General features: G+C 40.3%; 36 protein-coding genes and 1 pseudogene. 36 read left to right on the forward strand and 1 reads right to left on the reverse strand.

Annotation, left to right across the window (positions count from 1 at the left end; all coding sequences use genetic code 11):
* The first annotated feature begins 4 nt into the window (after positions 1-4).
* From OTK01_RS01940 to OTK01_RS01950, 3 genes are all read left to right on the forward strand, one after another.
* Positions 5-2212, forward strand: a complete 2208-nt coding sequence (locus OTK01_RS01940; RefSeq protein ID WP_269011722.1) for a peptidoglycan DD-metalloendopeptidase family protein — start codon at positions 5-7, stop codon at positions 2210-2212.
* 111 nt (positions 2213-2323) lie between these two features.
* Entirely contained in the window at positions 2324-2539 is a 216-nt protein-coding gene (locus OTK01_RS01945; protein ID WP_269011723.1) for a LexA family protein, read from the forward strand.
* 56 nt (positions 2540-2595) lie between these two features.
* A complete protein-coding gene (locus OTK01_RS01950) occupies positions 2596-4047 on the forward strand; it encodes a transglutaminase domain-containing protein (protein ID WP_269011724.1) in 1452 nt (483 codons plus the stop codon).
* Between the two features lie 476 nt (positions 4048-4523).
* Here OTK01_RS01950 and OTK01_RS01955 read toward each other — a convergent pair whose 3' ends face one another.
* Positions 4524-4919, reverse strand: coding sequence for a helix-turn-helix domain-containing protein (locus tag OTK01_RS01955; RefSeq protein WP_269011725.1), 396 nt, complete (start codon positions 4917-4919; stop codon positions 4524-4526).
* A gap of 157 nt (positions 4920-5076) precedes the next feature.
* On the opposite strand from OTK01_RS01955, the gene OTK01_RS01960 reads away from it, so the two are divergent.
* The 33 genes and pseudogenes from OTK01_RS01960 (at position 5077) to OTK01_RS02120 (ending at position 26300) form a co-directional block, all read left to right on the forward strand.
* Entirely contained in the window at positions 5077-5280 is a 204-nt protein-coding gene (locus OTK01_RS01960) for a helix-turn-helix transcriptional regulator (protein WP_269011726.1), read from the forward strand.
* A gap of 31 nt (positions 5281-5311) precedes the next feature.
* The gene (locus tag OTK01_RS01965) at positions 5312-6526 is read left to right on the forward strand and encodes a hypothetical protein (RefSeq protein WP_269011728.1); all 1215 of its coding nucleotides are present in this window, start codon (positions 5312-5314) and stop codon (positions 6524-6526) included.
* Positions 6475-7017 carry a small ribosomal subunit protein bS21 gene (locus OTK01_RS01970; protein WP_269011729.1) on the forward strand — a complete coding sequence of 181 codons (543 nt, stop codon included), beginning with the start codon at positions 6475-6477 and terminating at the stop codon, positions 7015-7017. Before OTK01_RS01965 ends, OTK01_RS01970 begins: the two co-directional genes overlap by 52 nt.
* 15 nt (positions 7018-7032) lie before the next feature.
* Complete coding sequence (locus OTK01_RS01975; protein ID WP_269011730.1) at positions 7033-8235, forward strand: replicative DNA helicase; 1203 nt, start codon at positions 7033-7035, stop codon at positions 8233-8235.
* 114 nt (positions 8236-8349) lie between these two features.
* Positions 8350-8640, forward strand: a complete 291-nt coding sequence (locus tag OTK01_RS01980) for a hypothetical protein (RefSeq protein WP_269011731.1) — start codon at positions 8350-8352, stop codon at positions 8638-8640.
* 26 nt (positions 8641-8666) lie between these two features.
* Positions 8667-8768, forward strand: a pseudogene (locus tag OTK01_RS01985) (transposase); the annotation flags it as partial.
* Entirely contained in the window at positions 8762-9886 is a 1125-nt protein-coding gene (locus OTK01_RS01990; protein WP_029229028.1) for an RNA-guided endonuclease TnpB family protein, read from the forward strand. The pseudogene OTK01_RS01985 and the gene OTK01_RS01990, both read left to right, overlap by 7 nt.
* 108 nt (positions 9887-9994) lie before the next feature.
* Positions 9995-10447 carry a hypothetical protein gene (locus OTK01_RS01995; RefSeq protein ID WP_269011732.1) on the forward strand — a complete coding sequence of 151 codons (453 nt, stop codon included), beginning with the start codon at positions 9995-9997 and terminating at the stop codon, positions 10445-10447.
* 84 nt (positions 10448-10531) lie between these two features.
* The gene (locus OTK01_RS02000) at positions 10532-11131 is read left to right on the forward strand and encodes a ribonuclease HI family protein (RefSeq protein ID WP_269011733.1); all 600 of its coding nucleotides are present in this window, start codon (positions 10532-10534) and stop codon (positions 11129-11131) included.
* 39 nt (positions 11132-11170) lie between these two features.
* Positions 11171-12238 (forward strand): ComEC/Rec2 family competence protein, encoded by a 1068-nt coding sequence (locus OTK01_RS02005; protein WP_269011734.1) that lies wholly within the window; start codon positions 11171-11173, stop codon positions 12236-12238.
* A 17-nt stretch (positions 12239-12255) separates the two neighbouring features.
* Positions 12256-12573 carry a hypothetical protein gene (locus OTK01_RS02010; protein ID WP_269011735.1) on the forward strand — a complete coding sequence of 106 codons (318 nt, stop codon included), beginning with the start codon at positions 12256-12258 and terminating at the stop codon, positions 12571-12573.
* A gap of 12 nt (positions 12574-12585) precedes the next feature.
* Entirely contained in the window at positions 12586-12759 is a 174-nt protein-coding gene (locus tag OTK01_RS02015) for a hypothetical protein (RefSeq protein WP_269011736.1), read from the forward strand.
* 25 nt (positions 12760-12784) lie between these two features.
* Positions 12785-13048 (forward strand): hypothetical protein, encoded by a 264-nt coding sequence (locus OTK01_RS02020; protein ID WP_269011737.1) that lies wholly within the window; start codon positions 12785-12787, stop codon positions 13046-13048.
* Positions 13049-13075: 27 nt separating this feature from the next.
* Positions 13076-13945 (forward strand): tyrosine-type recombinase/integrase, encoded by an 870-nt coding sequence (locus tag OTK01_RS02025; protein WP_269011738.1) that lies wholly within the window; start codon positions 13076-13078, stop codon positions 13943-13945.
* Positions 13946-15026: 1081 nt separating this feature from the next.
* Positions 15027-15647 (forward strand): sigma-70 family RNA polymerase sigma factor, encoded by a 621-nt coding sequence (locus OTK01_RS02030; RefSeq protein ID WP_269011739.1) that lies wholly within the window; start codon positions 15027-15029, stop codon positions 15645-15647.
* A 483-nt stretch (positions 15648-16130) separates the two neighbouring features.
* Positions 16131-16325, forward strand: a complete 195-nt coding sequence (locus OTK01_RS02035) for a hypothetical protein (protein ID WP_269011740.1) — start codon at positions 16131-16133, stop codon at positions 16323-16325.
* Positions 16326-16390: 65 nt separating this feature from the next.
* Entirely contained in the window at positions 16391-16636 is a 246-nt protein-coding gene (locus tag OTK01_RS02040) for a hypothetical protein (RefSeq protein ID WP_269011741.1), read from the forward strand.
* A 327-nt stretch (positions 16637-16963) separates the two neighbouring features.
* Positions 16964-17443: a hypothetical protein gene (locus OTK01_RS02045; protein WP_269011742.1), complete on the forward strand. Its 480-nt coding sequence runs from the start codon at positions 16964-16966 to the stop codon at positions 17441-17443.
* Positions 17444-17519: 76 nt separating this feature from the next.
* Entirely contained in the window at positions 17520-18137 is a 618-nt protein-coding gene (locus OTK01_RS02050; protein ID WP_269011743.1) for a DUF1281 family ferredoxin-like fold protein, read from the forward strand.
* Between the two features lie 78 nt (positions 18138-18215).
* Entirely contained in the window at positions 18216-19226 is a 1011-nt protein-coding gene (gene bet, locus OTK01_RS02055) for a phage recombination protein Bet (protein WP_269011799.1), read from the forward strand.
* Between the two features lie 72 nt (positions 19227-19298).
* Positions 19299-19643 (forward strand): hypothetical protein, encoded by a 345-nt coding sequence (locus tag OTK01_RS02060; RefSeq protein WP_269011744.1) that lies wholly within the window; start codon positions 19299-19301, stop codon positions 19641-19643.
* 68 nt (positions 19644-19711) lie between these two features.
* Positions 19712-20023 (forward strand): hypothetical protein, encoded by a 312-nt coding sequence (locus tag OTK01_RS02065; protein ID WP_269011745.1) that lies wholly within the window; start codon positions 19712-19714, stop codon positions 20021-20023.
* A 160-nt stretch (positions 20024-20183) separates the two neighbouring features.
* Positions 20184-20327 carry a hypothetical protein gene (locus OTK01_RS02070; RefSeq protein ID WP_269011746.1) on the forward strand — a complete coding sequence of 48 codons (144 nt, stop codon included), beginning with the start codon at positions 20184-20186 and terminating at the stop codon, positions 20325-20327.
* Positions 20328-20562: 235 nt separating this feature from the next.
* A complete protein-coding gene (locus tag OTK01_RS02075; protein ID WP_269011747.1) occupies positions 20563-20709 on the forward strand; it encodes a hypothetical protein in 147 nt (48 codons plus the stop codon).
* 96 nt (positions 20710-20805) lie between these two features.
* Positions 20806-20985: a hypothetical protein gene (locus OTK01_RS02080; protein ID WP_269011748.1), complete on the forward strand. Its 180-nt coding sequence runs from the start codon at positions 20806-20808 to the stop codon at positions 20983-20985.
* 57 nt (positions 20986-21042) lie between these two features.
* The gene (locus OTK01_RS02085; protein WP_269011749.1) at positions 21043-22005 is read left to right on the forward strand and encodes a RecB family exonuclease; all 963 of its coding nucleotides are present in this window, start codon (positions 21043-21045) and stop codon (positions 22003-22005) included.
* A 59-nt stretch (positions 22006-22064) separates the two neighbouring features.
* Positions 22065-22403, forward strand: coding sequence for a hypothetical protein (locus tag OTK01_RS02090; RefSeq protein ID WP_269011750.1), 339 nt, complete (start codon positions 22065-22067; stop codon positions 22401-22403).
* 54 nt (positions 22404-22457) lie between these two features.
* Positions 22458-22679: a hypothetical protein gene (locus OTK01_RS02095; RefSeq protein ID WP_269011751.1), complete on the forward strand. Its 222-nt coding sequence runs from the start codon at positions 22458-22460 to the stop codon at positions 22677-22679.
* Between the two features lie 72 nt (positions 22680-22751).
* Positions 22752-22997, forward strand: a complete 246-nt coding sequence (locus tag OTK01_RS02100; RefSeq protein ID WP_269011752.1) for a hypothetical protein — start codon at positions 22752-22754, stop codon at positions 22995-22997.
* Positions 22998-23060: 63 nt separating this feature from the next.
* Positions 23061-24002: an ArdC family protein gene (locus OTK01_RS02105; protein WP_269011753.1), complete on the forward strand. Its 942-nt coding sequence runs from the start codon at positions 23061-23063 to the stop codon at positions 24000-24002.
* A 103-nt stretch (positions 24003-24105) separates the two neighbouring features.
* Positions 24106-24300, forward strand: coding sequence for a hypothetical protein (locus OTK01_RS02110; RefSeq protein WP_013433252.1), 195 nt, complete (start codon positions 24106-24108; stop codon positions 24298-24300).
* A 69-nt stretch (positions 24301-24369) separates the two neighbouring features.
* Positions 24370-24834, forward strand: a complete 465-nt coding sequence (locus tag OTK01_RS02115; protein WP_269011754.1) for a DUF5697 family protein — start codon at positions 24370-24372, stop codon at positions 24832-24834.
* A 377-nt stretch (positions 24835-25211) separates the two neighbouring features.
* A complete protein-coding gene (locus tag OTK01_RS02120; RefSeq protein ID WP_269011755.1) occupies positions 25212-26300 on the forward strand; it encodes a DUF3854 domain-containing protein in 1089 nt (362 codons plus the stop codon).
* The last annotated feature ends 45 nt before the right edge of the window (positions 26301-26345 follow it).

A 26345-nucleotide genomic window follows, 5' to 3' on the forward strand; every position in this document is an offset into this window, starting at 1 on the left:
GAATGTGTATGGTTTTGACATGCAAAAAACAAAACAGGTAGCAAAGGCATATGTCAAACACAAAGCAAAGTCTGCATTGATAAAATTTTTAATGAGCAAACCTGGATTAATAATAGCGGGCGTGCTTTTACTGATTCTGTTGATTCTGGGTTCCATACAGGCTTTCATTGAAGCCGGGGAGATATCCAATCGACTTGATGATGAACACAATCAAAAACTGCAAAAGGAAGTTGTCGATATTGCAAGAGAAAAGTCAGGCAGCTTGCTGGATTACTATGGTACAGATGAAGATCTCGCACTGAACGCAGCATGGATATTAAGTTATTACAAGTATCTGCAGTTTATGAACAAAGCAGACATAACAGAAGCCAAAGACTTTGACGAAGTTGCAAAAGAAATGGCAAAACAGGGTATTAAAAGCGCTGTCAATCAGATTCTGCCGCAGTGGTACATCTACAGGAAAATAAAAGGTGAACTTTCTGACCTGGCTGAGCGAATGAAACCAAGGTTTTTGTATATAAAGACTGAACGGAAAACAGTTACGACAAAGTTTTTACACTACTCAATGCCAAGAACATATTCCTATACAGTCTCTAAAGAAGTCTACAACCCTGAAACAGGAAAATATGAAACTCAGACAGAAAACAAGAGCAAAACCGTTACCGTGAAATGGACCGAAAAAGTTGAAATTACCGAAACACAACCCATCTGGCTAATAGTTGCTGCTGATACAATCAAACAACGCTATACATTCAGCTATGATATCAACGAATACAAACGCACATACCAGAACAATGTACCACAGAAAACACAAAAGACGAAAAGTCAGGATTTAAAACTCGATTTTGACCCCAAAAAATTTATTGAGAACAAAAACTGCTTGCATGCATCCGAGCTTGGTATCAAATCTGCATTTGAGCTCAAAACCAACTTTGATAAAGCTGAAAAAGACCAGAAACCTTCCACCAGCAGTAAAACAGTTGAAACTTCGCCACAAACAGAAGAACCACCCTTCAGTCCTGAAAGTGGTGCAACCAATGTAACTTCAACTAACGGTGAGAAAAAACTCGACAAAGAGGAAATACTGCAGGTAGTCGAAACAGTACCCGAACTGAGCGGTCAAAACCCTGTCGGAAAAGAGTATGAAAGACTTGAAGAAATGATAAAAGAAGATAATCCCAATGAGGACATCGAACTTGCAAAATCAATGATTATAAACACTGCAATGAGTTTTATGAAGGGTACAAAGGATTTAAACTGGGTATTTTCACAGATAAACGACTACATGAACGTTGGTGGTTATGTCAGCAGTTCATATATCCCTGCTCAGTTTTTGCCGATGTTCCAGGAAGCTGAAAAACTCTTTGGTATACCATACTGGTTTTTGGGTGCAATAGCATACAGAGAAAGCTCATTCAATCCGCAGGCAAGAACACCGAACTCAGATGGTGCCGCAGTTGGACTCATGCAGGTACAGCAGAAATACTGGAACAGCAGAGTTGAAGCTTTCAAAAATGCATTCCCTGATGTAACAATCACAGGAGATATCAATAACCCGAGAGACCAGATTTTAATTGGTAGCTGGACAATTTACAACTGCATCAAAGAAATGGTGGGAGATCCATCTTCAATAGACTGGCAGGGTGATGGATGGAAAGAACAGGTAATTCCTGCGCTTGCCGGCTACTGGATAGGTGTTAATGGTGCGAAACAATGGGACGCACCAAACAACTATGCAAAAACAAGAAGTGAATACGCTCCATCACTGTTAGCACAGGCACAGCTTTATAAGTCTGTCGGTGAAATGCTCGCAAACCCTGAAATTGCTAAACCTGTCGGAAGTGATATGAATATTACAAGCCCGTTCGGTATGCGATATCACCCGATTTACCACACGTGGAAAATGCACTCCGGTATTGACATCGCTACAACCTATGGTCAACCTGTTTTTGCAGTTAAAGACTCGATTGTCAAGTTTGCAGGTTGGATGAGCGGATACGGAAAAGTTATCATTTTGCAATCAGGGGAGTATGAGTTTTACTACGCACATCTGGCAGACATAGACGTTCAGGTAGGACAAATGGTAACAAAGGGTCAGCAGATAGGTGGTGCTGACTCGACAGGAGCTTCTACTGGAAACCACCTGCACTTCGAAATAAGAATAAATGGTACACCGGTAGACCCGCTCAGTATACTTGGCAATCTCCAGTAGGGTTGCAGTATATAACTTCTGCAGCCCGTTGAAAATCAAACTTGCGTTCGGTATATTCTGAGTGTATAATAGAAATAGCAAACAATTGTTTGTAGAAAGGAGCGTCTGCTCATGCAGGGATTAACAGAAAGGCAGCAACAGATACTGAATGCTATCATAGGGTATATTAATGAAAAAGGTTATTCCCCCTCTATCAGAGAGCTTGCAGACATGGTGGGGATTAAGTCTTCATCTACACTTCATGGGCATCTACAGAGATTGGCAAAGAAGGGTTATATCACAAAAGAAAAGGGAAAGCCCAGGACTATTGTGCCAACAATGAATTGATAATCATGAATTTTGGGTATATATTAGAAATGAAAAACCATAAAAGGGGTGGAATAATGAAGTGTCTTGCGAGAAAATTGGGAATTCTTATACTCTTCGTTTTTGTGTTATCTACAACTATACCTGTTAGGGCACTTAATAACTTCAATGTCCAGTATGGTAATGACATCACAGATGTTGGTGGACTTCCTTATATACGGTGGGTTGTAGAAAAAGGATGGATGACTTTACACAATAACACATTCAGAGCAACAGACTATATAAAAAAGTGTGATCTTGCTGTGATACTTTCAAGAGTTACAGGTAGAATTAAAAATCTAAAGAATCCCAACAAACCAACTTTCGTAGATGTTACCAAAATAAGCCCATACTACAAATATATAGAAACCATGAAGGACTGCTTACCTTTTGAACAAACGTCGCAGGGATTAAGGTTTTATCCAAACAATTATGTTACTGTAGAAGAAGCAGTTTACTCAGCAATAAAAGCTTTAGAATACCACAAAGACGAGTGGAATGTTACACCTTCTCAGCAACTCAAATTATTAAAGCGGTTAGAAGAATGGAATATAGTAGACGCAGAGGAAATAGAACCCAAATATTTGCCTTACGTATTTTTGTATGTAAGGGACGAATTAATTTCACTCAGAGGGCTTGGACAAGAAGTCATTGGTAATGGGAAAAAGGAAGTTAAATATGCATACTTTTGCGTTCCAAAGTACAAAATCTCGAAACAAGAATTAGCTGAACTACTATATAACTTGACTGCACCAGTAGCAAAGACTGAAGAAGAACTACTGGAAATTTACCGCCAAGCATTTAAAGAAGTTAGAGATTTTGTTGTTTACAAAGCCCCTGGAATGAGTATCGACCAAGTTGAACGTATAGATGGGCTATTTACATGTTTTTACAGTCCCATTTTTAGTTTTGTAAATTCTGGCACTTTAGGTGCTACAATATCTCGAGAGTACAAATATCTTAGTCTTACTCCAGAAGAAATAGAGATTATGCTTAAAAAGGCCCAAGAAATAATTAACCAAATAATAAAACCAAATATGACGGATGAAGAAAAAATTAAAGCTGTACATGACTACCTCATTGCCCATACAAGCTATGACACTGATACTGCAGTTGGTAAAAGTCATAATAATAAGGCATACACGGCATACGGTGCAATAATTGATGGGCTTGCAGTATGTGAAGGATATGCAGGGGCATTTGAACTCTTGGCTCAGCTTGCTGGAGTTCCTGCAATTTACGTGTTTGGACTATACGAGGGCATACCCCATGGTTGGAATGCAGTGTATATCAATGGAGAACTAAGGCACGTTGATGTTACTTTTGATGATACAAGTGTGGATGGGAAGACTCCAAAATATGATTACTTTTTACTAACAGACAAGCAGATGGGTGAGAAAGAAAGACAATGGGATAAAGCAACGTATCAAAAAGACGTCTTCAAGTATGCAGTATTTTGCGAACCACCTGAGGTACGGGATAAGAAATAGAGGTTGTAAAGTAGCAGGGGTATTTTACCCCTGCTTTTTATGTGGGTGCAGAAATACTCTCAAATCATTAGATGGACAATTTTTTATAGGATACAGAACGGAAAAATGCGGGTTTGAGGTTTGGGTGGAATGAGAATATAACCATCTAAGGAGCTATTAGATGGATTTGTTAGATGAATAACACAAAAAGTACCTTGCAAAAAATTTTTTGTTTGATATAATAAAAATGTAAAGTATCTAAATACTACGCGGGTTGATATGCGTATTACCTTTCTGTGGTGTACCTCTTGGTAAGTAACTTTTATACTGCGTGGGTCGCTAAACGAATTTTAAACTCACATAGTTTATTAGAAACAAGTTTCTTAAATACTATGTGGGTAGATAATAAAAAACAATTTACAAATAAGGCAGGGCTGGAATTGTCCTGCCTTATTTTTTTGTCCGGTTATAATAATCCTTCCAGCAATACTTTTTCTCTAACTTTTTTTGTTGGAACATATCAAAAATTTTCTTAATTCCAGCGCAATTTTTCTAAGTAGTTCGATTGCTTCTGGTGGCAACTCTTTACAAATACCAATCAGTTCCATAATCTCTATACTCAAATTGCGATCCAGGTTCTCATCGAATATTAACTCCTTGCTTCTTTTTCTTTCAGTTGTTAAGCCTAACAAGTATTCCACACTTACATCAAACAAATCTGCAATCTCAATAACAGTCAGCAAATTTGGTTCCCTTGTCCCATTCTCATAGTTGGAAAAAGCCTGCTTGGAGATTCCAAGTTTCTCCGCAACATCTTTTTGTTGATATCCTTTTTCCTCACGTAATTGCTTTATTCTTTCTCCTAAAAGCCTCAAAAACTTTGTTCTTTCCATCACAAATAGTTCTCCTTTTATTACTTAACACAAAAATTTTTTATAGCAATAGTATAAACCGTAGTCTTTGAGCATTGCAAGAATTCTAAAAGCTTTAAAACAAAATGTTGACAGTAAACGAAAAGAAGACTATAATATTAAACAGGGGGAGATAAGAATGAATAGATTGAGAGAAATTAGACTTTCCAGGGGAATTTCTCAGTATGCACTGGCAAAGGAACTTGGAATCTCACGCCAAAGACTCAGCAACTATGAAAACGGAAAAAGAAGACTGCCTGTTGAGTTAGCAATTCATATCTGCAGAATACTTAATGTAACACTGGAAGAGATTTATGGGATAGAAACAACACAAACAGCTTAAAAAGCCAGTATAAAGAAGGAGATGAATACAAATGGCTCGTAAAAGAATGATTGATCCTTCAATATGGAGCGACGAAAAATTGGGACTACTGACCCCATTACACCGGTTGCTATTTATAGGACTGTTTTCAAATGCTGATGACGAAGGAAGACTGCCCGGTCACCCAAACTACATTAAATCACTGATTTTTCCCTATGATAATGATATCACACCACAGTACGTTGAAACAATGCTAAATGATTTAAACAGCAAAGGTCTTATCCTGACGTATATGGTCAATGGGCAGCGGTACATTCAGGTTGTTAACTTTCTTAAATACCAGAAAATTAACCGACCCACACCTTCTAAAATTCCCCCACCACCAGTAGAAACAACTGTAAAAAATGCTACAACATGTTTCAGTGAGTCCTCATTGAATACTCATGGAGTAGTCATTGAGCACTCACTGAATACTCACGGAATAATCAATGAAGACTCAGTGAATACTCATGAACAATTCACTGCCCAAATAGAAATAGAAAAAGAAGAAGAAAAAGAAAGAGAAAATAAAAATAAAAGTGTAATTGCTAACGCAATTACACCACGCACTGGCTCTGACGAGCCTACGTGCGTGGCTGAAAAGCACAGAACTTCCACTTCTACCCAGGAGAAAAAATTAGCAGGTGAACAAGGAATGGCAGTAACTTCCGAACCAGAGCAGGTAACCGACACCGAAGTACAACCCGAAACTAACAACAACGCTCTAATTACTAGCGGGGAAGAAGAGTTAGAACAACTGCTCGAAGAGTTTTTCGAGGACGGGAATGAAACTGCAAAAAACCATGAGACTGCTAAAATCGAGGAACCTGCGACTGCTACTGGGGAATGTGAAAGGAAAAAACCTTCAGTCCCGGTAGAAGTGCCCGAAGACCAGGAAACTGCTGAATTCACAGATCATCTAAATACTACCGGGGTGGAATTGGAAGACAGTGAAGAGTGTAACATGCTGCAGCAAGACCAGGATACTGCTATAACACAGGACCATCTAATTGCTGATGAGAAAGAGGAGATTGAACAGCTGCTTGAAGAGTTTTTTGCTGGTGTGCCTGACCAAGCAGGTGCACCCCCTCAACCATGCCAGCTGACATTTTGCCAGCTGGTGATACCGGTACAACTGAAGTTCATGATTCAGCAGGGGATGTACCCAGCGAACGTGTGCAGACTGGTTATGATAATTTTTCACCACCCGGCAGTCAGCAGGAAATAAATACAGATGGTACACACACTGTATCGAATTCCGGTGTCGCAACTGCGGTTGCTTCCAGAGATGCCCCTGCTTGCGTACCGGTTAACACCAGCAAGACAGAAGATTATCAGGAAGAACCTGTAGAAAAAGCTCCAGAGGTAACAAACCAGGATTTGATAGGTATACTGACGCACAAATTTCACGAGATAACAAAACCGCTTAAACACCGGTCTGATTACTCATACATTGGTGGGTTGTACAACAAGTTTAATTATTTCATTGTTGACAGTGCACTGGACAGACTCAAAAGGAAGGTCGAAAGGGATGGACCCATGGACAGCATGAAAAGTTACCGGGCTTATCTTACACGGGTCTGTATGAATATTAACCAGGAGTGCGTGGACCCTGCAGGCGCACAGAAAGAAAGAAAACAGTATTCAAAAGCCAGAACTCTTAAAGTTTCAACCGAAGAAATTAAGAAACAGATAGAAACACAGGCTACACTTTTTTGAAAGGGGTGTTTTACAGTGATTCTTAATTTCACGGTTGAAGACTATGTGCTCGGGTGCCTTATTAACAATCCAGAGTACAGGGATAAACTGCTTGTCATTCCCGAGGATGCCTGGACTGTCCCGGAATACAGAGAAATCTTCAGGGTGATGAGGGACATGTACTTTAAAAAACCAAACTTTCAAGTTGTTGATATACTGCCGATGTTTCCACCAACCGTACAGGATACAATCGGTTTTCTTTCTTTCGAAACGATTGTTACCGTATTTTTTAATGAATACTTTGAAGAGTTTATGAACCGTTACAAAAGGAGAAAAGCAAGAGAGATATGCGAAAAGTTTATTATGAACGATGGTGACGTTGACAGTCTGATAGCTGAGCTTGACACTGTAAGGAACTATCAGGCATACAATGTTACCAGTCTTGACATGGACAAGTTGCTTGTGGCGTACTATGACCACATTGAGAAACTGTATATGTCTGGCGGCAGGATAGCAGGTGTACCCACAGGATACCCGAAACTTGATGAACTGATAAATGGCCTTCAGAAAGGAACTATGACAGTGCTTGCTGCAAGACCTTCCATGGGGAAAACCACTCTTGCTGTAAATATTGCCACAAATGCAATCAGGGATGGCTATTCGGTTTTATACATCGACACAGAGATGCCACCTTTCGCAATCATGAACAAAATCATGGCAAGGGGTGGTGTTGCAACTTATGAAGACCTTTCAAAGGGAAGACTGACAGACGAACAGTGGAAAAAGTTCGTTGCCGGTTTCAACTGGCTCAAGGGGAAAAAATTCTTCCTGCGTTCGCATAACCTGACACCACGCATAACTGTTTATGATGTTTTGAGCGAAATTCGGAAAATAAAGGCACAGCACAAAATTGATCTGGACCTTGTGATAGTTGATTATCTCCAGAATCTTGAAGTAGATTCGCACTATCGCAGCAGGTACGAAGAAGTAAGTGCTATTTCAAGAACACTCAGCAATATTGCAAGAACTGAGAATGTTGCAATGCTGGCAGTTGCACAGCTCAGTAGAAGCGTGGAAAACAGGGAAGACAAAAGACCGATTCTCGCAGATCTGCGCGACTCCTGTCAGATTGAACAGGATGCGCACGTAATCATGTTTCTCTACAGGGACAGCCATTACTGGAGTAAAGAGGAAAGAGAAAAAGAAAAAACGACCCTGAAGCAAAGATGGCTGAATTGATAGTTGCCAAGAACAGAGATAACCAGCTTAATACGATCATGCTTTACTGGGAACCGGAAAAACAGGTTTTTGTAGAAGCTAAAGAACAGTAATCAATTAGCGGGGGTGGGAAAGATGAGAAGATTCAAAGATACTCCACGAGCATACTCCCCAGAAGAATTAGTTAAAGAACTTCTGGAACACCTGAAAAAGCCAAGGATATGGTACGGGCACAAAGCGTTTGACGAGATTGCAGGTCCTCTGGAAGGTGGGAAATGGATATATGCAGTGGTTTATCCACCTGTGGATTTTCTCTCGTTAGCGATCAAACTTGCTGGAAGTGTTGCACTCCAGGGTGGAACAGTTTTAACAAACTTTCCGCAAGAAGTCTCCATCTTCAATAAGGTGGAGATGAATTGCGGTTGATAAATATTCAGTAGCTGTGGAAGTAATATTTTTGGTCAAGAAGTTATTGTTTGCTGACAAGTGGTGGAGCTCCAGTTGAAATGATTAGAAGATACATTGAAAGTCAAGGTGAGAAAAGAAAATGCTGAAAGCTTATAAGTACCGAATATATCCTGATAAAGCCCAAGAAGAATTTTTTGAAAAGACTTTTGGCTGTTGCAGGTTTGTATGGAACAAGATGCTTCAAGAGAAGTTAGAAGCATTAAGCCAGGGTAAAAAGATTCCAAGAATAACTCCTGCAAGATATAAAAGAGAATACCCTTTCCTGAAAGAAGTAGACAGTCTTGGTCTGGCAAATGTTCAACTTCAGCAGGAAAAGGCATTTAGAGATTATTTCAAAAATCCGAAGCACTTTAGAATACCGAAGTTCAAGAAAAAGAAAGATAAGCAGTCATACACAACCAATAATCAGCAATCTAAAAATGGTAGAGAAACGATTAGAGTAGATTTTGAAAAAGGTTTTCTTTATCTGCCGAAGATAAAAGGCGGAATAAAAGCAATATTTCACAGGAAGTTTGAAGGCAAAATAAAATCTGCAACAATTGTTAAAACGAAAACAGGCGGATATTATGTGAGCATACTTGTGGATGTACAGGACCCGAGAAACGATATAAAAGAGCCAAAGAATTTTATTTGTGGAATAGACCTGGGTTTGAAGAGCTTTGTAACAATTGTAAATGATACAGGGACTTTTAAGGTTGAATATCCGAAGTATCTTATAAAAGCTGAGAAGAAACTCAAGAGGTTGCAGAGGCAGCTGGCGAGGAAGAAGGAAGGCTCTAAAAACTGGGAGAAAGCAAGAAAAAGGCTTGCAAAAGAGCATGAGTATGTAAAGAGTGCAAGGGAAGATTTTTTGCACAAGCTTTCCAAGACCATCATAGACGAGAGCCAAGTCGTGGTGGTCGAAAGTTTGAATGTAAAGGGACTTTCAAAGACAAGACTGTCAAAACACATAATGGACAGTTCATGGTCGAAGTTTTTAGGATACCTTTCGTACAAAGCAGATTGGTATGGCAGAAAAATTATAGAGGTAGACAGGAGGTTCCCATCATCTAAGATGTGCAGTAATTGTGGATATATTTACAGTGAATTGAGGTTAAATGACAGAGTATGGGAATGTCCTGAATGTGGAGCAGTTCATGACAGAGATGAAAATGCAGCAAAGAATCTAAGAAAGTATGCAGTTGCATATATAAGGAGTCAGTAGGGTAGGAACTACCCGAATTCACGCCTGTGGAGATTGGATCTCTACTGCCGGGGATAAAGCCATGGCAGCAAGTCTGGTCAATGAAGCAGGAAGCCTCCACCTCTGAAAGTGGATGGTAGTTCACTCGCAAATTGTTCCACTCCAGTAGAAAGAACATACGAAAGGTTTTTAACATTTTTCGCACATGAAGAATTAAAAAAAGTACCCGTATATTTTAGTCCAATTGGTTGTATAGAGGAACTAAAAGATATTGCCACACATTTCAGGAATTTGAAATTAGTCATTGTGGACGATTATCAAGAACTGGATACAAAATGTACTTTCAGTGATGTGAATACACGTATCAGACAAATAAACATGACCATAAAGCAGACCAGTATCAGGTACTGTTTCGATATCATAACTTTTGATACACCGAAAAAAATATTGCACGACTATATATATCAGGACGCTGATATTATTCTTGGTTTGCACAGATTGATGTATCCACTCCAAAACATGGTGGAAGTAGTCAAGAACAGATACGGTCCTGACCATCTTAAAATAGTTTGCAATTTGTGAAGAAATAAGGGCAATTTTTCAGAAACGATGGTATAAATAATAATGGGCACACAAACAACAAACAGGTTAGAAAGGAGAATACGCATGTACAAAGGCTATTTCGACGGCGCATCAAAGGGCAATCCCGGTCCAGCAGGTGCAGGAATTGTGATTGTCAACCCTGAAGGCAGGGTGATTATGGAATACTCAAAAGAGCTTGGTATCAGAACCAACAACGAAGCAGAATACCTCGCACTGATAGAACTATTGCAAAAGGCTCTGGAGTTGGGTATTAAGGAATTAGAAATCATGGGAGACAGCCAGCTTGCGATTAATCAGGTGTTTGGCAACTGGAACATAAACATGCCACACCTGTATGCACTCTACAATCAGGCGACAGAACTGTTAGAAAAGTTTGACAGGGTTAAAGCAAGGTGGATCCCACGTGAAATGAACCGGTTTGCAGATTCGCTTTCGAACAAGGCAATAACCAGACCACCACCCAATACCTTCCCGGTAGAAAATTTAGAACAAATAACAGACCATATTTTCATCGCACACGGCACAGAAGATTATGCTGTAGATGTTTTGCACAGAGCCTGCACCTGTCCTGATTTTGTCAACAGACACAGAGAGTGCAAGCACTTGCTGGCAGCGTATAAGGTTGCAGACAAGTTAGAAAAAGAAATAGAAACAACGACATAATATTTATGGTATAACTTTGTTAAGGAAAAGAGAAAGGAGATGTTTGTGTTGCTTAGAATCAGGAAACATATTGTATCTGTTTTGTTTGCAATAGCTTTTGCCTTTTCATTGTTTTCTTTCTCATTTGCAGCAACACAGAAAACACTGAACGTCAATGTTATTGATGTTGGACAGGGTGACAGTATCCTTATCCGGACTCCAGCAGGCAAGAATGTTTTGGTTGACAGTGGTCCAAACACAGCAGAGAGTGCAGTTCTAGATTTCCTGAAGAGTAAGGGTAGCAAAAAGCTCGATGTCATTGTTGTAACTCATCCACATGAGGACCACATTGGCAACATGGATGTAATTATTCAAAACTTTGCGGTTGGCAAGGTGTATGCTCCTAATGTGACAACCAATACAAAGGCATTTGAGAGTTTTTTGCTGGCAGTCAAGAACAAAGGGCTGAAACTAACAGTTCCAGATGTCGGCCAAAACATTTCACCAGACAGTAAAGTCAAGATGATTGTCTTGAGTCCAAACAAAAAAGACAAATACGAAGATTTAAATGACTATTCGATTGTGCTAAAAGTTGAATACGGCAAGACAAGTTTCTTGCTGATGGGAGATGCAACGTCAAACATAGAGGAAAAGATTTTGCACAACAGCAAGTTCAAAGCAATGCTAAAATCGGATGTTCTCAAAGTTGGACATCACGGGTCCAAATACTCATCAACCTCAGCATTTCTGAACACTGTTAAACCAAAGTATGCAGTGATTTCAGTAGGGAAAGACAACCCGTACGGTCATCCGTCTCCACTAACTTTGTCAAAGCTAAAAAGTTTGGGTGCTGAAATTTTAAGAACAGATGAGCAGGGGACAATAACAATAACAAGCGATGGACAAACAATCAAGGTAGACAAAAAGTCATCAGCGATAAAACCACAGGCACCACCCAGCAGTTCGACAACTGGGTATAAGTACATTGGCAATTCAAATACGAAGAAGTTTCATTATCCCTGGTGTACATGGGCTAAAAAGATTACAACCGGTCATAGAGTGTATTTCAAGACAAAAGAAGAAGCTATTTCTAAAGGCTATATCCCATGCAAAGTTTGTAAACCGTAACTTGGGAGATGATTTAGATGGCAAACTTTCAGCTAACATACAGAACAAAGAAATCAAGCAAAATACAGAAGATAACAATTCAAGCAAATAATATTCAAAGGGCACAGGAGAAATTAGAAAAAGCTATTGATTTTATTAACGAGTGTTACGACAAAACAGTAACAACCGTAGAACCATGGATGCTCTGGGATGGTTGGGGGATGAATGTAGGGTGCGAAAAATGTATCCTGTACGGCCGTAAAGCACAGTGCTATGGCAAAGCCCAGTGCCATGGGTTTAAAAACGGTTGTGTCTGTAAGGAGTGTGAAAAGAAATACAAGAAAAAACTGGCATAGGGGGTATTTAAAATGGACACCTGGCTCTTCTGCGAGAACTGCGGGTATTTTGAAGGGTGGACAACCTGCTATGGCTTTTGCCACTACTACAACAGAGACGTAAGCAGGTGGGACTACTGCGACTGGCACACAAAAAACAATCCAGACGGACCCTGGGTTGCAGAGATTGTCAATGATGAGTGGTAAAACAGGGAAAGAGGAGTGTTTTTAAATGGCTACTTTTCACGGAGTTGTGTGGGAAAATGATGGTATGTATGTACGAATTTCTTTAGAAGATGTGCCGCTAAAAAGATGGGGTGGTCTCATTGTGCTGCCCGTAAATTTCTTTCCTGAAAATCTACAACCAGTGAAAAAAGGGGATGAAATGATCCTTGAAATAAGTGTTGACGAAAAAACGACACGAAACTTGAGATTGTTGCAGGAAAGGTTGAAGAAAGCGGAAGGAAATAATAGCAAATACTCTCTGGAATTGTAGAAGCGTATGTTCAGGAAGGGATTTAAGATGCTTTTGCAAGAATTTGAACAATGGCTCAAGGTAATAGACCACACTCAAAAGACAGTCATAAACTATGTTAAAGACATTGAACTTTTCTTTAAGTGGTACAAAGAAACTACTGGGGAAGAATTAAGATCTTCAGCATTCAACGAGTTTGTGCTAACCCAGTACAAATCCTACATGCTAACAGTACAGAAGCTGAAACCCAGCTCGGTCAACAGGAAGATACAGGCTTTGAGAAAGTTTGGATGTTTTCTCGTTGCAAAAGGCTATTTGCAAACAAACCCTGCTGAAAATCTAAAACAGGTAAAAGATGTTAGAGACAACCTTGCACCAGTAGCTCTCTCAAAGCAGGAAGTGTTTAAATTGAGAAAAACAGTGTATATGTACGGCAAAATTAGAGACATTGCGATAATTGAACTGTTCCTGAACACAGGCTTGCGTTTATCAGAAGTAGCAGGTTTGAAAATTGATGACGTTGAATTTGGAGAACGCAAAGGCAAACTCAAAGTCCTCGGGAAAGGGAGGAAGTATCGTGAGATCCCACTCAACAGTGATATGCGGAAAATTCTTTCACAGTACCTTGAAAAGCGGAAACACATAGACTGCGATTTTCTGTTCACGACCAGTACAGGTAAACCACTGCAACCCAACAGCATATACAGACTGGTTAAAAGGTACGCTGAAAGAGCTGGAATTGAGCTGCATCCACACATGCTGCGTCATACATTTGCACAGACTTTGATAGACAAAGGCACAAATGTATTTGACGTTAAATATCTGCTGGGACATGAAAAACTTGAGACCACAATGCGCTACAAACAGCCCAGCAGGGAAGTACAGGAGAAAGCACTGGAGAACCTATACAATTCCTAATCGAGAAGAGACATGGGAACAGAGTTCTCAGGGCTTTTTGGTTTCGTAAAATACCTTCCCGGGCTTTAGATACAACTTCCATAGGGGTAAGCCAAAAGGTTTGTTGGAAATGAGCGAAGTATTGTAGCATTCGAACTGATGTTCGCTATTTCATATTGTCTCACTGAAATAGCAGGGTTTTTGCTGGTGCGTCCACCAGAGACCTGAACCAAAAGCCCTTTGCAGGCACACGACGAGTCTTTAAAGCTTTGACATAGCTAATTTTGCAGGTAGCAGGCAAACCTGCAAAGGGCTTTCGAACCAGAGGCAGGATAAGGTAAAGAGCAAAAGGCGGGAAAGGCGTATTGTAAACGATTACATAAGATTAGGTAAGGGATTGGACCACCTGCTGAAAGGTTGCTTCCAGAGTCCAAACAAAATTCTCACCAGTAGTTGAAAAAATTTTGTTGCAGACAAACCAAAATTGTGGTATAAATAAATTAGGTAGACGTGTAAGAAAAACACGTCTACAGAAATGTAAAAATAAAACGGAGTAAACCTTCAAGAGGTAATACCATAAGGAGTATACAGTTTGCCAAAAGTAGTTAGCCCTGACTTGAGCATTTAAGCTCGGTCAGGGCTTTTGCGTTTTTCGGTAGTTTGCTGATAACTTATTTGCGTCTTCTGGTTTGCTGGATTTGCTAAAAATTTTGGTACAGGGTTGTTGTGTCCCCCTTTTTAGACACGGGTGAACAGGGGTAAAAGAGCAAAAAAAGAAAGGGGGGATAACTACGATGAAAGATATAGTCATAGCACTTATTATTTCAGCTAGTGTTATAGTACTAACATATATCGTTGTTGTTAAAGCAAGGGGAATGTATATGTAGAAATTAACGGGAAACCACCACGCATCGTTATAAAAAAGAAAAGCAGTTGAAACAAGTCTCAACTGCTTAACCCTGTACCACTTTGACATAAATCAGCCCCTGTTCACCCTTAATTTAATTATACCACACTTTCGTAAACTTTGTACCGAAACTTTTTTGATTGCCCCTTTTGGCAGTTTGCCAATAAAAGTTAGCTGAAAGGGGTGGAGTTTGCCATGTTCAAGTTAAGTTTGGATGAACAAAAAGAACTGGTTTGCAGGGTAAAACAGGGCGATAAAAAGGCAGCCGAAGAATTGATAAGAGCATATGAACCTTTGATTATCTCAATCGCTGCCAGATACAACAGACCTGACATATTTGAAGACTTGAAGCAGGAAGGCTACTGTGCAATATTGCAGGCAGCCAAAAAATTTGACGAGAGTTTGGGTGTATCGTTCATCACTCTTGTTGTATACTATGTTAAACGAAATATGGACAGATGTATAAACAGGGACAAAACAATAAGACCGCCATTCAACAAGTTTGATGCTGTTGTGCCACAGGTGGTCTCAATGGATGCTCCCATTAACCCAAACAACTATCATGATGAAGAGTTAAGTGTGAAGGACACAATTCAAAGTCCTACTGCCGAGGTCGAAGAACAAGTAATGTACAGCGAAACTCTAAGAAAACTTGTTGAATTGCTTTCAGATGAAGAAAGGAAGATCCTGTTGTTGCGACTCAAGCAATACAGCTTCAAGGAAATTGCTGAGAAGTTGGGATTGACAGAAAAGCAGGTTGCTACAAGAACACAAAAAATCCGTGCAAAACTTCAGTGTCTCCTGAAAGCTTCATAAAAGTGCAGGGTTCGCTCCCCCTTTCCCTGCACTCGGTAGTTGGCAAACCAATGTGTGAGTGGTATAATATTAATCAAAAGAACCAACTCCGTAATTTTTCCCCTTAGCGGGAGCACGGTAGTTTAACGCTACCTTCGTTTTCACCCCACAGCGGGAGCGGAGCAGGTTAAATGCCTGTGGTATGAGAAGTGTCCTTCAAAATCCAATACAATAGTTTGCCAGTAACAGTTAGCCCTGATTTGAGTTTTAAAGCTCAATCAGGGCTTTTTGCTTTGTTTTTGTAGTTTAAAAATCTTTTTTTCAAAACAGGTGTGCTGGGGGAAAAGAAAAAACAGATGAGATAATTCTCATCCGTTTTCCCTGTACCAATTCCACTTATACACTACCCCTGTGCACCCTTACCTGTAATTATATCACGCCAAACATACAATGCAAAACTGCATTTAGGAAGTTAGCTAATAAAAGTTGGCAGGGGAGTTTAAGATGATTATTTTCAATGCGTGCAGGATAGAAGATGGCAAAATATACTACTTTGGCAGGTTTGTCGGTGTGGTCAAAGACATAAAAGCACTGGTTCTCGAACGCTACTGGTGCAGGGAGTTGGAGTGTTTTTTGGAAGAGTCAGGACTTGTACCAGTCTGGGTATCATCACTGCCAGAAGTAGAAAAGGCAGGCTGAGGGTTTCCCTTCGCCCTCAGCTTTGGGAGTTTGCTAACCAACAGTTTGCAAGGGGGCGTATCCAGGTGAGTTTGCAGAAAAGGAGACTGCAGAGATACATCCAAAGATTTGTCCTGAGAAGATATAAACTGTTAAGCGGTAAAAAGACAATTGCAATGGCGGATACAAAAGGCGTACTTGCTTCGTACCACTTCGACGCAGTAGAAATCAAAACAGGAAAGAAAGTTAAATTGAGAGTAGACGCTTTCTACTTCCTTGGAGAAGACCAGGCAACCCCGGAAGAAGTCTGGTATTCACTGGGTGGGAAATAAACTCCCACCCAGGCAGTTTGCAAACAAAAGTTTGTGAAAAAGTTGTTGCAAAGAGTTAAAATTGTGGTATAATATAAACTGAAAGGAATTGGATATTGCAAGAAAGTGTTATAAATATGCTTATAACAAAAACAGGTTGAAGTACTATAACAAGTCAGTAATAAAAACAGTTTAGTTTGCCAACGATAGTTAGCCCTATTGGACGTGAAAAGTCCAGTAGGGCTTTTTGTGTTTGCAGGGACATTTCAGTTTGCAAATCTGGTTTGCTGTTCGGATGTCATGTCTTGGTAGTTTGCCAAATCATAGTTAGCAGGGAGTGTGGTTGGCATGTCCGATACGATCTGCATTGTTCTTGACAGTATTTTTTCCGGCAAAAAGAAAAGCCCCAGGGTTTTCTTCTACGATGAAGATGTGGTGGTTCATGAGTATGAGTATTCTTCGCCTGTTCCTCTTGTAATCAGGAAAGATGTGCTACCACAGGACATGTTCATGCGTCTGCATCCACTGAGAACGTACGGACTTGTGATGTCAAAAGCAAAACAACTTTTAGAAGAAGAGAGAGAATTCTACCAGAAAAACAGGAACAAATACTACGTTAAACCTTTTGCAGAAATAAACATTCCGTATGACGGCAGGGTTGAGCTATATGTTACTCCAGGTGCTTGTGTAAGTATTGCTCTGGATTATTACACATTGCTTAGAAAAGAGCTTGGATGCAGACTGCTCTGGAACTTTGAAATGGCAAGAGTAACTGCTGTTAAAAATGACACGGTTGTTGCAGTCATTCTTCCGGTCAGAGTCAATTAGGAAAGCAGGGCGAAAATTCCTGCTTTCCTGACTTGGCAGTTTGCCAAATAAGAAGTTAGCAGGGGGAGTGGTTTGTATGCCAAACTGGTGCAGGAATGTGCTTGTGGTGTGCGGAAAAGAAGAAGATGTGATGGAATTTGATCGACAGTTCCATGGTATTCCACAGGTGTACTCGGGGGATAAAAAAACAAACAAGAAACAGTATACTTTTTCAGCGCTAAGACCTATACCGTTGGTTGTTCTCCGAAAAGGTTACTGGGACCCGAGCGAGGAAGGCTACAGAAAATGGAAGGAATTTTGTAACAAGTACGATAAAGCAGACATATTTTACGTTGCGTCGTTGCCCGACGAAGAATTTCCAAACGGATACGAATGGCAATGCGCTAAATGGGGTACTAAATGGGATCTCGTGGACGATGAAGATGTTGATGTAAAGGTCGAAAAAGACAATGCAGGGAATGCCAGAATAATATACACCTTCGATACTGCCTGGTCTCCAGTAGCACCGCTTGTCGTGTATGTTGAAAAGAAGTACCCGAACTTAAAATTCGAACTTGAATTTGTTGAAGATTGTGGTGGATTCTTTGGATACTACAGAAATGGCGGTTATGCTGAGTATGTATTTGAAGATTTAAAACGAAAACCTGAATTGCTTAATGATTTTAAGTACATTCGTATTCAGGATTACCTGTAAAGAAGTCGGGCAGGAAAATCTTCTCCTGCCCGGTGTTTGGCAGTTTGCCAAAAATAAGTTTGCGGGAGGTTGAGTTTGATGAGTGATGTAAAGGAACTTGCAAGAAAGATTGAAGGGGGAACAGTAGAATACGACACTGAAAGTGGAAAAGTTAGGTTATCGCCCGAAATTATCAAAAAGTACTTAGTTAGTGGCGACCCGGCAAAAGTTACTGATGCAGAAGTCTTCATGTTTCTTAAACTATGCCAGCATCAAAGGCTGAATCCATTTTTGAGAGAAGCATACCTGATTAAATACGGCGACGAACCTGCAACACTTGTAGTATCAAAAGACGTATTCGTGAAGAGAGCATCTAAAAATCCTTGCTGCAGTGGATGGGAAGCAGGCGTGATCGTCCGAAAAGAGAACGGTGAACTGGAATACAGAAAGGGAAGTCTTGTTCTCACAGGTGAGGAACTTGTAGGCGGCTGGGCAAGAGTATACCGAAAAGACTGGCAGGTTCCTATCGAAGTAAGTGTTTCGCTGAATGAGTACATCAGAAGAAAGAAAGACGGTCAACCAATGAAAAGCTGGCGAGAAATGCCTGCAACAATGATCAGAAAAGTCGCTTTAGAGCAAGCTCTCCGTGAAGCGTTTGCAACAGATTTCGAGGGACTCTATGGTGTAGAAGAAATGCCAGTCGAACCACAGGAACTTAGCAAAGAACCTGTGATTATTTCTCAATCAGGTGAGCAAACTGAACAACCAGAAACAAAATGGTCAGTTGATACTGAACAGGCAAATAAAGAAGAAAAAGTTGTTCCACTGCCTGAAAAAGAACCAAGAACTGAAGAAACACAACAATCAGCTCAGCTATCTACTGTGATTGAACTCCATAACGTTGCAGTCATTGATGACCCGGTCATTATGCAGAGCAAAAAGGGAACAGACTATATGAAGGTAAAGGTCATTGCAGACGAAGGCGAATTTGAAATAGTTAGTAATCAAAAGAATGTTATGGAACAGATTGAAAAAGGATTTATATTCAGTAAGGTTACAGTGAAAAGACTTTCATCTGGTATGCTTTTTGTAAATTCGATAGAAGAATAAGGCAGGGAGTTCCCCCTTCGCCCTGCCTTGGCAGTTTGCCAAAAACAAAGTTTGCAGAAAGGAGTGTTTGAGATGGTCAGATTAGTAAACTGCACACCGCACACGGTACGTGTGGTGAGGGAGAACGGAGAGGTTGTTGAGATTGCACCTTCTGGGCTTGCAGTAAGAGTAAACACTGTACAGGAGATTGTTAGAGACATTGATGGAATTCCTGTTGTCGCAACAAGGTTCACTGACGTCCAACTTCCAGAGTCACATGAGAACACTGTTTATATTGTATCAACAGTAACTCTGCAGGCTTGCAGAGAGCTTGGCATTCAGAGAAACGACCTTGTTTCTCCTGATACTGGACCTCAGTCAGCAGTAAGAGATGAGACAGGTCAGATAGTAGCTATCCGCAGGTTCCAGGTTTTGTGATGCGGCGGCTACACTGCCCCGCTCATCCTGGCAGTTAGCCAGTAAAAGTTGGCAAGGAGGGTTTCCTAATGAGCTACAGAGAACTGTATAACATTGTAACCGACAAGGACGCTGATGCTTTGAAAAAACTTATGATTTTTGAAAGACTTGTAGAAATGCGGATAGGTTTTGAATGGTTAGACGATGCTACACAGGACCAGATTGTAGAAAAACTCTATGATGCATACGCTCAGCTTGCAAATAAAGTCAAGTTCGGCGACTTCCTGTATGCTGTATATGAGCTGGTTGACGAAGACCTGAAAAGAAGACCCGAGAAAATTCTCAAACTCCCACAGAAAAGGATTCTAGACAAAGTTGATTCAGTGTCATGTGTGGTGTAATGAGACAGGTTCAAAGCCTGTCTCTGGCTTTGAAGTTTGCTAATTAAAGTTTGCTCAACAAAGTTTGATGTGATTGAAGCACGCAATGCGGGTATTATCACCCCCTTTTAAAGACACGGGTGTGTTGGGGTAGATAACTTCAAAATAGGGGGTGATAGTGTTGGAAGCTATAGTTAAACCTGTATTACTATCCATTGTATCAATCGTTGCTATTGTGTCGGTTTGTTTTGCAAAGGCAAACTTCAAAATCTACTTTAGCTTGAAACCCTTTAAGATTCGCATAAAAAAAGAAGTGGTAAAGTAATATCCTTACCACTTCTCTTCCAACACCCGCATTTGCCATAAATTTTCCCCAACACACCCTAGTATTATTATACCACAAGCAGACAAAAACAGACAATTTGTTTTGGAAGTTTGCCAATCATTGTTAGCAAACAATTCAGTTTGCTTATTAGGAAACAACGCAGGAACATCACCCCCAGACAATAAGATGCGGGTACGTTAGGGGAAAAGTTTACAAAAGAAGGGGGTGATGAAGTTTGGATAGGGTAATAATAGAGCTCGTTATCAGGTCATTAACTCTCATTGTAATTGCATTTGCTGTACTTTTTGTTCGAGCAAATGTTGATATAGAAATCTCTCTCAAACCCCTCAAAGTTCGCATAAAAAAGAAAGTAGTTAGGTAAAGACCTAACTACTCCCTATTCAAACGCCTGCGTTCATATAACCCCTAACGTACCCACCTAATATCATTATACCACAAAAAAGGAGTGAACAACACCATGCTAATGCAAATTCTCAAAACTGTCGCTGCAGTCCTCGACTGGGCTTTGTGGCTCAGTATCCTGGGCTTTGTGCTACTGGTGGGGTACTGTGTTGCTTTTAAGAAAAACATCCACTGGAAGTTCGGAAGTTTCGAGTTTGTTATCAACACAAAAGAGCAACCTGCAGACCACCAGTAGCTTTTTCCCTTTTCTTTTTGGCAGTTTGCCAAAAAGAGTTTGCAAGGGGAATCCGGTATGGTTGAAACGTGGACAGGGAGTTATTCAAAGTTAGCATTATTCGAGAAGTGCCCAAGAGCGTATTTCTACAAGTACATTCAAGGACTTGAATACTCAACACCTGCTCTGGAGTTGGGCAAAAGAATACATGAAGGCATTGCAAGGTTCATAACTACTGGCGAGGAAACTGCTGAAATTGCTGACTTTTTGACCGGCAAAGTATATGCACTCAAAGGAACACCGCAGGAGTTTGTAGAAAGACCCATAAGATTTTCGGTAGATGGCATACAGATGGACGGAGTGATTGATGTAGTAGCAAACGGACAGATTATTGATTGGAAAACTAACTGGGTCAAAAATTCAGATCCAAGACAACTGCTTTTATATACCCATGGTGCAAGACAGGAAGGTTTGGATGTAGAAAAAGCTTTGTTTCATTATCTGCGCTATGCTGAAGATGTTGAAATTGACCTGCAGGAAGAAAATATACAGAAAACTCTGGATTGGACCAAACAAATGCTGGAAAACATCGCTGAATGCCAGTTTGATTACGACTTGTCGGAAGACATTGAAGTTTTCCCAAAAACCAGTGATTTTGGTGTTTGTCTGAAATGTCCGTACAAGAGCTTATGCAACAGTGTTTCTACTGCTGAAGATGTAATCAAACTGGCAAAAGAAATTGAGGAACTCGAAAATCTGTTAGAGCTCAAGAAAGAAATGCTGAGAGACTATATTGAAGAGTTTGGGGAAGTCAATACAGGTACCAGTGTGTGGAAGCTTACCGTAGTAAACAACTGGGACTTCGATACAAGAAAAGTTTATGACTATATCCAAAGCCTTGGAAAAGACCCGCTTCAATTTTTGAACTGTACGCTAACAAACCTTAAAAAACTCAAAATTACAGAGCAGGAACTTGAGCACCTGGGCACAAAGCGAGTAACCTACAGACTTACAAAAACTAAGAACAAAGAGGCAAGGTAAATCTTGCCTCGCTCCCCTTGGCAGTTAGCCAAATACAGTTTGCAGGGGAGTGAGTTTGCATGGATTATATAAAGGTCTTTGAAAAAGGATCTTTCAACGAAGTTGAAATCGCGAAACTTAACTTTGATGACTTGAGAACTCTTAGAACTGATTTGACTATCATTTTAGGTAAAGTTAACTTCTATCTCAACTACGGCGTATATCCAGAGTACCCAACAAAAAAGTATACAATCAGAGTGCTCAGAAATGATGTATTTGTACCACGAAAAAATGCAGACCAGCAGCTTGTCAAAGAACAACTTACAGAACTGATAAAATATGTCGACTGGCGCATTCAGGATATGGAAATGGATCTACAGACACAACTACAAGAGCAGCAGAAAAGAAAGACGGCATAAGGCTTTTGCCTTGTGCCCCTCCCTCTGGAAGTTAGCAAAGGAGGGTTTGCAGTTATGATTAAGTTTGCACTGGTATGTTTAAATTCAACGGGGGCAACCAACCTGTATGTACTTAGCAATTCAACAACCATGGACACAGAAGAAATAAAAAACAGATTAAGCAAAGTGCCCGTAAAGCTTTTGTTAAACTACATTATTGACGCAGAGAGAGGACAATTAATAACACGCTTTGTATTCGCAGTACCGGAATCGTTTGTTAGACGATTTGCAGCGTAGGAAGGGCTTTGCCCCTTGCCCTTCCTGCCTTGGCAGTTTGCCAAAAACAAAAAGTTTGCAGGGGTGATTGTGGTGGTAGGAACTTTCATGGGGTTTGTTTCTCACGATACTGCGTTATACAGAGTTGAGAGATTGGAAGATGGTTGCAAGGTTATTATTCATGAGAGTCCCTGTTCTTCTTGCCAGGAGCGAACTGGTTGGTATGAAAGCGAGGAAGAGTGGTTCTGCCAGGGAATGTACGGAACATTCAGATGCAGCGATTGCCACGTTCCTTTGTATGACGACGATGATGACTGTGACGACTATGAGGAAGAGTAAACTCTTCCTCGCTCCCCTTTTGGTAGTTTGCAAATAAAAGTTTGCTGTAAGGGGGAGTTTGCTATGGATAAGATTTTCTTTGGGTCTAAAGTATCTGAGATTGTTACTGAAAGAATTTTAGAACAATTGGAAAATGGGGTTGTTCCCTGGCACAAAAGCTGGCGTGTTGATAGTCGACCGGTTAACTGGGAAACCAGACGTCCCTACAATGGTGTCAATCTGCTTCTCCTGGAACCCGGTGAATACCTGACGTTCAAACAAATAAGCAAACTTGGTGCAAGACTGAAGAAAGGTGCCAAAGGATACATTGTAGTCTTCTGGAAGGTTGACACAGTCAAGCAGGAAACCAGGGACATCCCGGAAAACGAAGAAACTGTAGAAGTCGTGGAAGAAGAACAGCAGGAAAATACAAAAACAGTCTATTTGCTCCGGTACTATTATGTCTTCAATGTCAATGATGTAGAAGGCTTGCCTGCAAGGAAGAAAGAAAAGGAAGAAATTACCCCGGTACCTTTTGATGAAAGAGTTAGGAGGGCATTAAAGATTGTAACTGACTGGAACACCATATGTCCTATCAAACACGGCAACTATGAACCCTGCTATTCACCAGCAAACGATACAATTTATATGCCACCATTTTCAAGTTTTAAAGGTAACAACAGGATTGAAGAGTACTTCAGCACCGTATACCATGAGATTGTACATTCAACAGGGCACAAAACCAGATTGGACCGTCACAGACATTCCAGGTTTGGCGACTGGCACTATGCTCAGGAAGAACTGGTTGCTGAAATCGGAAGTGCTTTTCTGCTTAGCATGTATGGTCTGGATATACCGGAGACTTTCAAAAACAACGTCGCATACATCAACTACTGGCTGGAACAACTGCAAAAAGATAAAACCATGATCGTCAAGGCAGCCGGGAAAGCAGAAAGGGCAGTCGAGTACATCCTGGAAAGAGTCGGGGAAAAACAGGACAAACAGCTACAGCAGGCAAGTGCTTAAGCTCAAGGCAGGGTTTTTATCCCTGCCTTTTTTTTGGGTAGTTTTTCGTGAAGACGTGGTATAACAGTAATAGAGAAAAAATCTTGATATGGGGGTATTTTAAATGGGGAAAATAATTAATTTTGAGCAGGCGAAAATAAAACTGCTGGAAAAGGAACGTGACAGGGAAATAGAAAAGTTCAATCTGAAAACTCACTACATTCTGGAATTGATAGAAGCAAATATGACCGAAGAAGAAAAACGAAAAAGAAGAGAACTGGAAGAAGAACTGGAAAAAGCATTGAAAGGACTCATTTGAGTCCTTTGTTTTTTTGCCGTGAAAACAAAAGAAAGGAGTGTGCATATGGCTTTTTATAACGCTGAGAAGATGATAGAAGAATTTATTTACACTTGGGGTTGCTGCAGGGTGGAACACATTCGTGAGCTTGTCCACCCTATGCCGTTAGCAAAAATTAAAAGACTTATAAAAGGTTTGCTGATTGAAGAACAGGGTGGGGTGTTGAAACCCATTTTTTCACAACTGTCCTATCTTGAAACACAAAGAACCTTAAAATTTCTCGACTTTTTTGTAAAACACCTGCAGGATAAGGTAACAGACTACAGACCTGCACAGTACCCCTATGTAGCAATTGTAAGAACGATAAAGGGTAAAAACGCTTTCGTTTGCTATGTCCTTGCTGGTGAAGAAACTATAATCAGAGATATTATTAACACTGCACCACCTGAAAATATCATTTTCATTCTCGAAAAACCGGAAACAAAAGAAATACTGCAGAGTGTTAATTGTAAACTGAAAACATTTTTAAATGCACAAAGCGGTGAAAAAGTGTAGAAAAGGTCTTTTCAAAGAGTATGTTTTTTGCTAAAATTAAAACAAAAGGGAAACTGAAGACAGAATACATCTACCGAAATGTAAAAATAAAAGGGAACTTGTTTTAAACCCTGCGTGTGTGGTATAATAAAATCAGAAAGCAAACAATCTGGATAAAAAGCATCTACAGAAATGTAAAAATAGAATTAGAAGTTTGCCAAGAAGAAAGTTAGCCCCGATAGAGTAACCGTTATACTCGTCGGGGCTTTTATATTTTTCAGAGCAAGTTTGCCGGTTCAGCCAGAAGGGTCCCTCCTCCCCCGTTCTGGCAGTTTGCCAATCAAAGTTAGCAGCAAAAAAGAGTTTGAAAAATTTAAACATGGGGGAGGAAGGAACCTATGAGAGAGTTAGTTGATGTTACAATGCAAGATGTGCTTGACAGGGTAAGAATAACTGTCTTGAAACAACGTGGTAATGAACTGAACTGTTTGTGTCCGTACTGTGATGAGCCGCATAGACGTGAAGGACATCTTTACATCAACGTCGTCAAGGACACATTCATATGTCACAAATGTGGTAGACAGGGAAATGCACTGCAACTGTATGCTTTACTGACAGGACAGGATACCAAAGAGGCATATAAAGAGCTCGCACAAGAAATAAGTTCCGGCTTACGAAGACTGCACCACATACAGTACAAGTTACAGTACACACAATCACAACAAAAATACATTGCACCGCCAGAAACAAGAGACAAAGTCTACAGAGAATTTTTGAAATTGTTAGAACTCAGTGAAGAACACAAAGCAGACCTGCTCAGACGTGGTTTGTCCGAAGTAGCTGTCAAGGTGAAAGGTTACAAGACCCTTTTCGTAACACCAAAAGAAAAAAGACTGGAGATTTGCAGAACACTGCAGGAAAAAGGACTCAGCTTAGAGGGTATCCCGGGCTTTTTCAAGCACAAGAGTACTTGGGAATGGGACTTTATACCATACAGGGGATATGCAATACCTGTCAGGAATTTAAACGGACAAATAGTTGGACTACAGGTCAGAATGGATGAACCAGCATTTTCTAAATACCGCTGGTTTTCGTCGTCCAGCAGTAAAGATGTCGGAACACCCGCTGAAGCTAATTTGCATGTGACAGGAAGTATGGAAGATAAGATTGTATATGTAACAGAAGGCGCTCTAAAGGTTGATGTGGCATCCTACCTGTCAAGGCAAACATTTATCGGACTTCCTGGTGTTAGTTCATGCCACAGGCAATTGGTAGAAACATTGAAACAATTTCAGCCGAAACTCGTTATCCTGGCGTTTGACATGGATTATGAAGAAAAGGTCGAAGTAAGGTTAAATGTAGAGAAGGTTAAAAAACTTTTAATTGAAAATGGATTTAAATTCAAACAAATCACCTGGGATAAGGAATTCAAAGGCATTGATGACTATTTACTGCACCTGAAACAAACGCAAAAGAGGAGCGCTTAAAAAAGCGCTCCTCTCCTTTTATTTAACAAATCACCCAGCATTTGA

This window comes from Caldicellulosiruptor acetigenus, assembly GCF_026914305.1.
Classification (GTDB): Bacteria; Bacillota; Thermoanaerobacteria; order Caldicellulosiruptorales; family Caldicellulosiruptoraceae; genus Caldicellulosiruptor; species Caldicellulosiruptor acetigenus.

What these genes read in the sequence shown, in the direction of transcription:
- OTK01_RS02060 (WP_269011744.1), top strand. Translation starts at nt 19,299, where the DNA reads ATGGTCAGATTAGTAAACTGCACACCGCACACGGTACGTGTGGTGAGG.
- OTK01_RS02105 (WP_269011753.1), top strand. Translation starts at nt 23,061, where the DNA reads ATGGATAAGATTTTCTTTGGGTCTAAAGTATCTGAGATTGTTACTGAA.
- OTK01_RS02080 (WP_269011748.1), top strand. Translation starts at nt 20,806, where the DNA reads ATGCTAATGCAAATTCTCAAAACTGTCGCTGCAGTCCTCGACTGGGCT.
- OTK01_RS02050 (WP_269011743.1), top strand. Translation starts at nt 17,520, where the DNA reads ATGCCAAACTGGTGCAGGAATGTGCTTGTGGTGTGCGGAAAAGAAGAA.
- OTK01_RS02095 (WP_269011751.1), top strand. Translation starts at nt 22,458, where the DNA reads ATGATTAAGTTTGCACTGGTATGTTTAAATTCAACGGGGGCAACCAAC.
- OTK01_RS01960 (WP_269011726.1), top strand. Translation starts at nt 5,077, where the DNA reads ATGAATAGATTGAGAGAAATTAGACTTTCCAGGGGAATTTCTCAGTAT.
- OTK01_RS01950 (WP_269011724.1), top strand. Translation starts at nt 2,596, where the DNA reads ATGAAGTGTCTTGCGAGAAAATTGGGAATTCTTATACTCTTCGTTTTT.
- OTK01_RS02045 (WP_269011742.1), top strand. Translation starts at nt 16,964, where the DNA reads ATGTCCGATACGATCTGCATTGTTCTTGACAGTATTTTTTCCGGCAAA.
- bet (WP_269011799.1), top strand. Translation starts at nt 18,216, where the DNA reads ATGAGTGATGTAAAGGAACTTGCAAGAAAGATTGAAGGGGGAACAGTA.
- OTK01_RS02110 (WP_013433252.1), top strand. Translation starts at nt 24,106, where the DNA reads ATGGGGAAAATAATTAATTTTGAGCAGGCGAAAATAAAACTGCTGGAA.
- OTK01_RS01990 (WP_029229028.1), top strand. Translation starts at nt 8,762, where the DNA reads ATGCTGAAAGCTTATAAGTACCGAATATATCCTGATAAAGCCCAAGAA.
- OTK01_RS02000 (WP_269011733.1), top strand. Translation starts at nt 10,532, where the DNA reads ATGTACAAAGGCTATTTCGACGGCGCATCAAAGGGCAATCCCGGTCCA.
- OTK01_RS02030 (WP_269011739.1), top strand. Translation starts at nt 15,027, where the DNA reads ATGTTCAAGTTAAGTTTGGATGAACAAAAAGAACTGGTTTGCAGGGTA.
- OTK01_RS01945 (WP_269011723.1), top strand. Translation starts at nt 2,324, where the DNA reads ATGCAGGGATTAACAGAAAGGCAGCAACAGATACTGAATGCTATCATA.
- OTK01_RS02010 (WP_269011735.1), top strand. Translation starts at nt 12,256, where the DNA reads ATGGCAAACTTTCAGCTAACATACAGAACAAAGAAATCAAGCAAAATA.
- OTK01_RS02085 (WP_269011749.1), top strand. Translation starts at nt 21,043, where the DNA reads ATGGTTGAAACGTGGACAGGGAGTTATTCAAAGTTAGCATTATTCGAG.
- OTK01_RS02120 (WP_269011755.1), top strand. Translation starts at nt 25,212, where the DNA reads ATGAGAGAGTTAGTTGATGTTACAATGCAAGATGTGCTTGACAGGGTA.
- OTK01_RS02005 (WP_269011734.1), top strand. Translation starts at nt 11,171, where the DNA reads ATGTTTGTGTTGCTTAGAATCAGGAAACATATTGTATCTGTTTTGTTT.
- OTK01_RS02065 (WP_269011745.1), top strand. Translation starts at nt 19,712, where the DNA reads ATGAGCTACAGAGAACTGTATAACATTGTAACCGACAAGGACGCTGAT.
- OTK01_RS02015 (WP_269011736.1), top strand. Translation starts at nt 12,586, where the DNA reads ATGGACACCTGGCTCTTCTGCGAGAACTGCGGGTATTTTGAAGGGTGG.
- OTK01_RS02115 (WP_269011754.1), top strand. Translation starts at nt 24,370, where the DNA reads ATGATAGAAGAATTTATTTACACTTGGGGTTGCTGCAGGGTGGAACAC.
- OTK01_RS01980 (WP_269011731.1), top strand. Translation starts at nt 8,350, where the DNA reads ATGAGAAGATTCAAAGATACTCCACGAGCATACTCCCCAGAAGAATTA.
- OTK01_RS02035 (WP_269011740.1), top strand. Translation starts at nt 16,131, where the DNA reads ATGATTATTTTCAATGCGTGCAGGATAGAAGATGGCAAAATATACTAC.
- OTK01_RS02020 (WP_269011737.1), top strand. Translation starts at nt 12,785, where the DNA reads ATGGCTACTTTTCACGGAGTTGTGTGGGAAAATGATGGTATGTATGTA.
- OTK01_RS02090 (WP_269011750.1), top strand. Translation starts at nt 22,065, where the DNA reads ATGGATTATATAAAGGTCTTTGAAAAAGGATCTTTCAACGAAGTTGAA.
- OTK01_RS01965 (WP_269011728.1), top strand. Translation starts at nt 5,312, where the DNA reads ATGGCTCGTAAAAGAATGATTGATCCTTCAATATGGAGCGACGAAAAA.
- OTK01_RS01955 (WP_269011725.1), bottom strand. Translation starts at nt 4,919, where the DNA reads ATGGAAAGAACAAAGTTTTTGAGGCTTTTAGGAGAAAGAATAAAGCAA.
- OTK01_RS02025 (WP_269011738.1), top strand. Translation starts at nt 13,076, where the DNA reads ATGCTTTTGCAAGAATTTGAACAATGGCTCAAGGTAATAGACCACACT.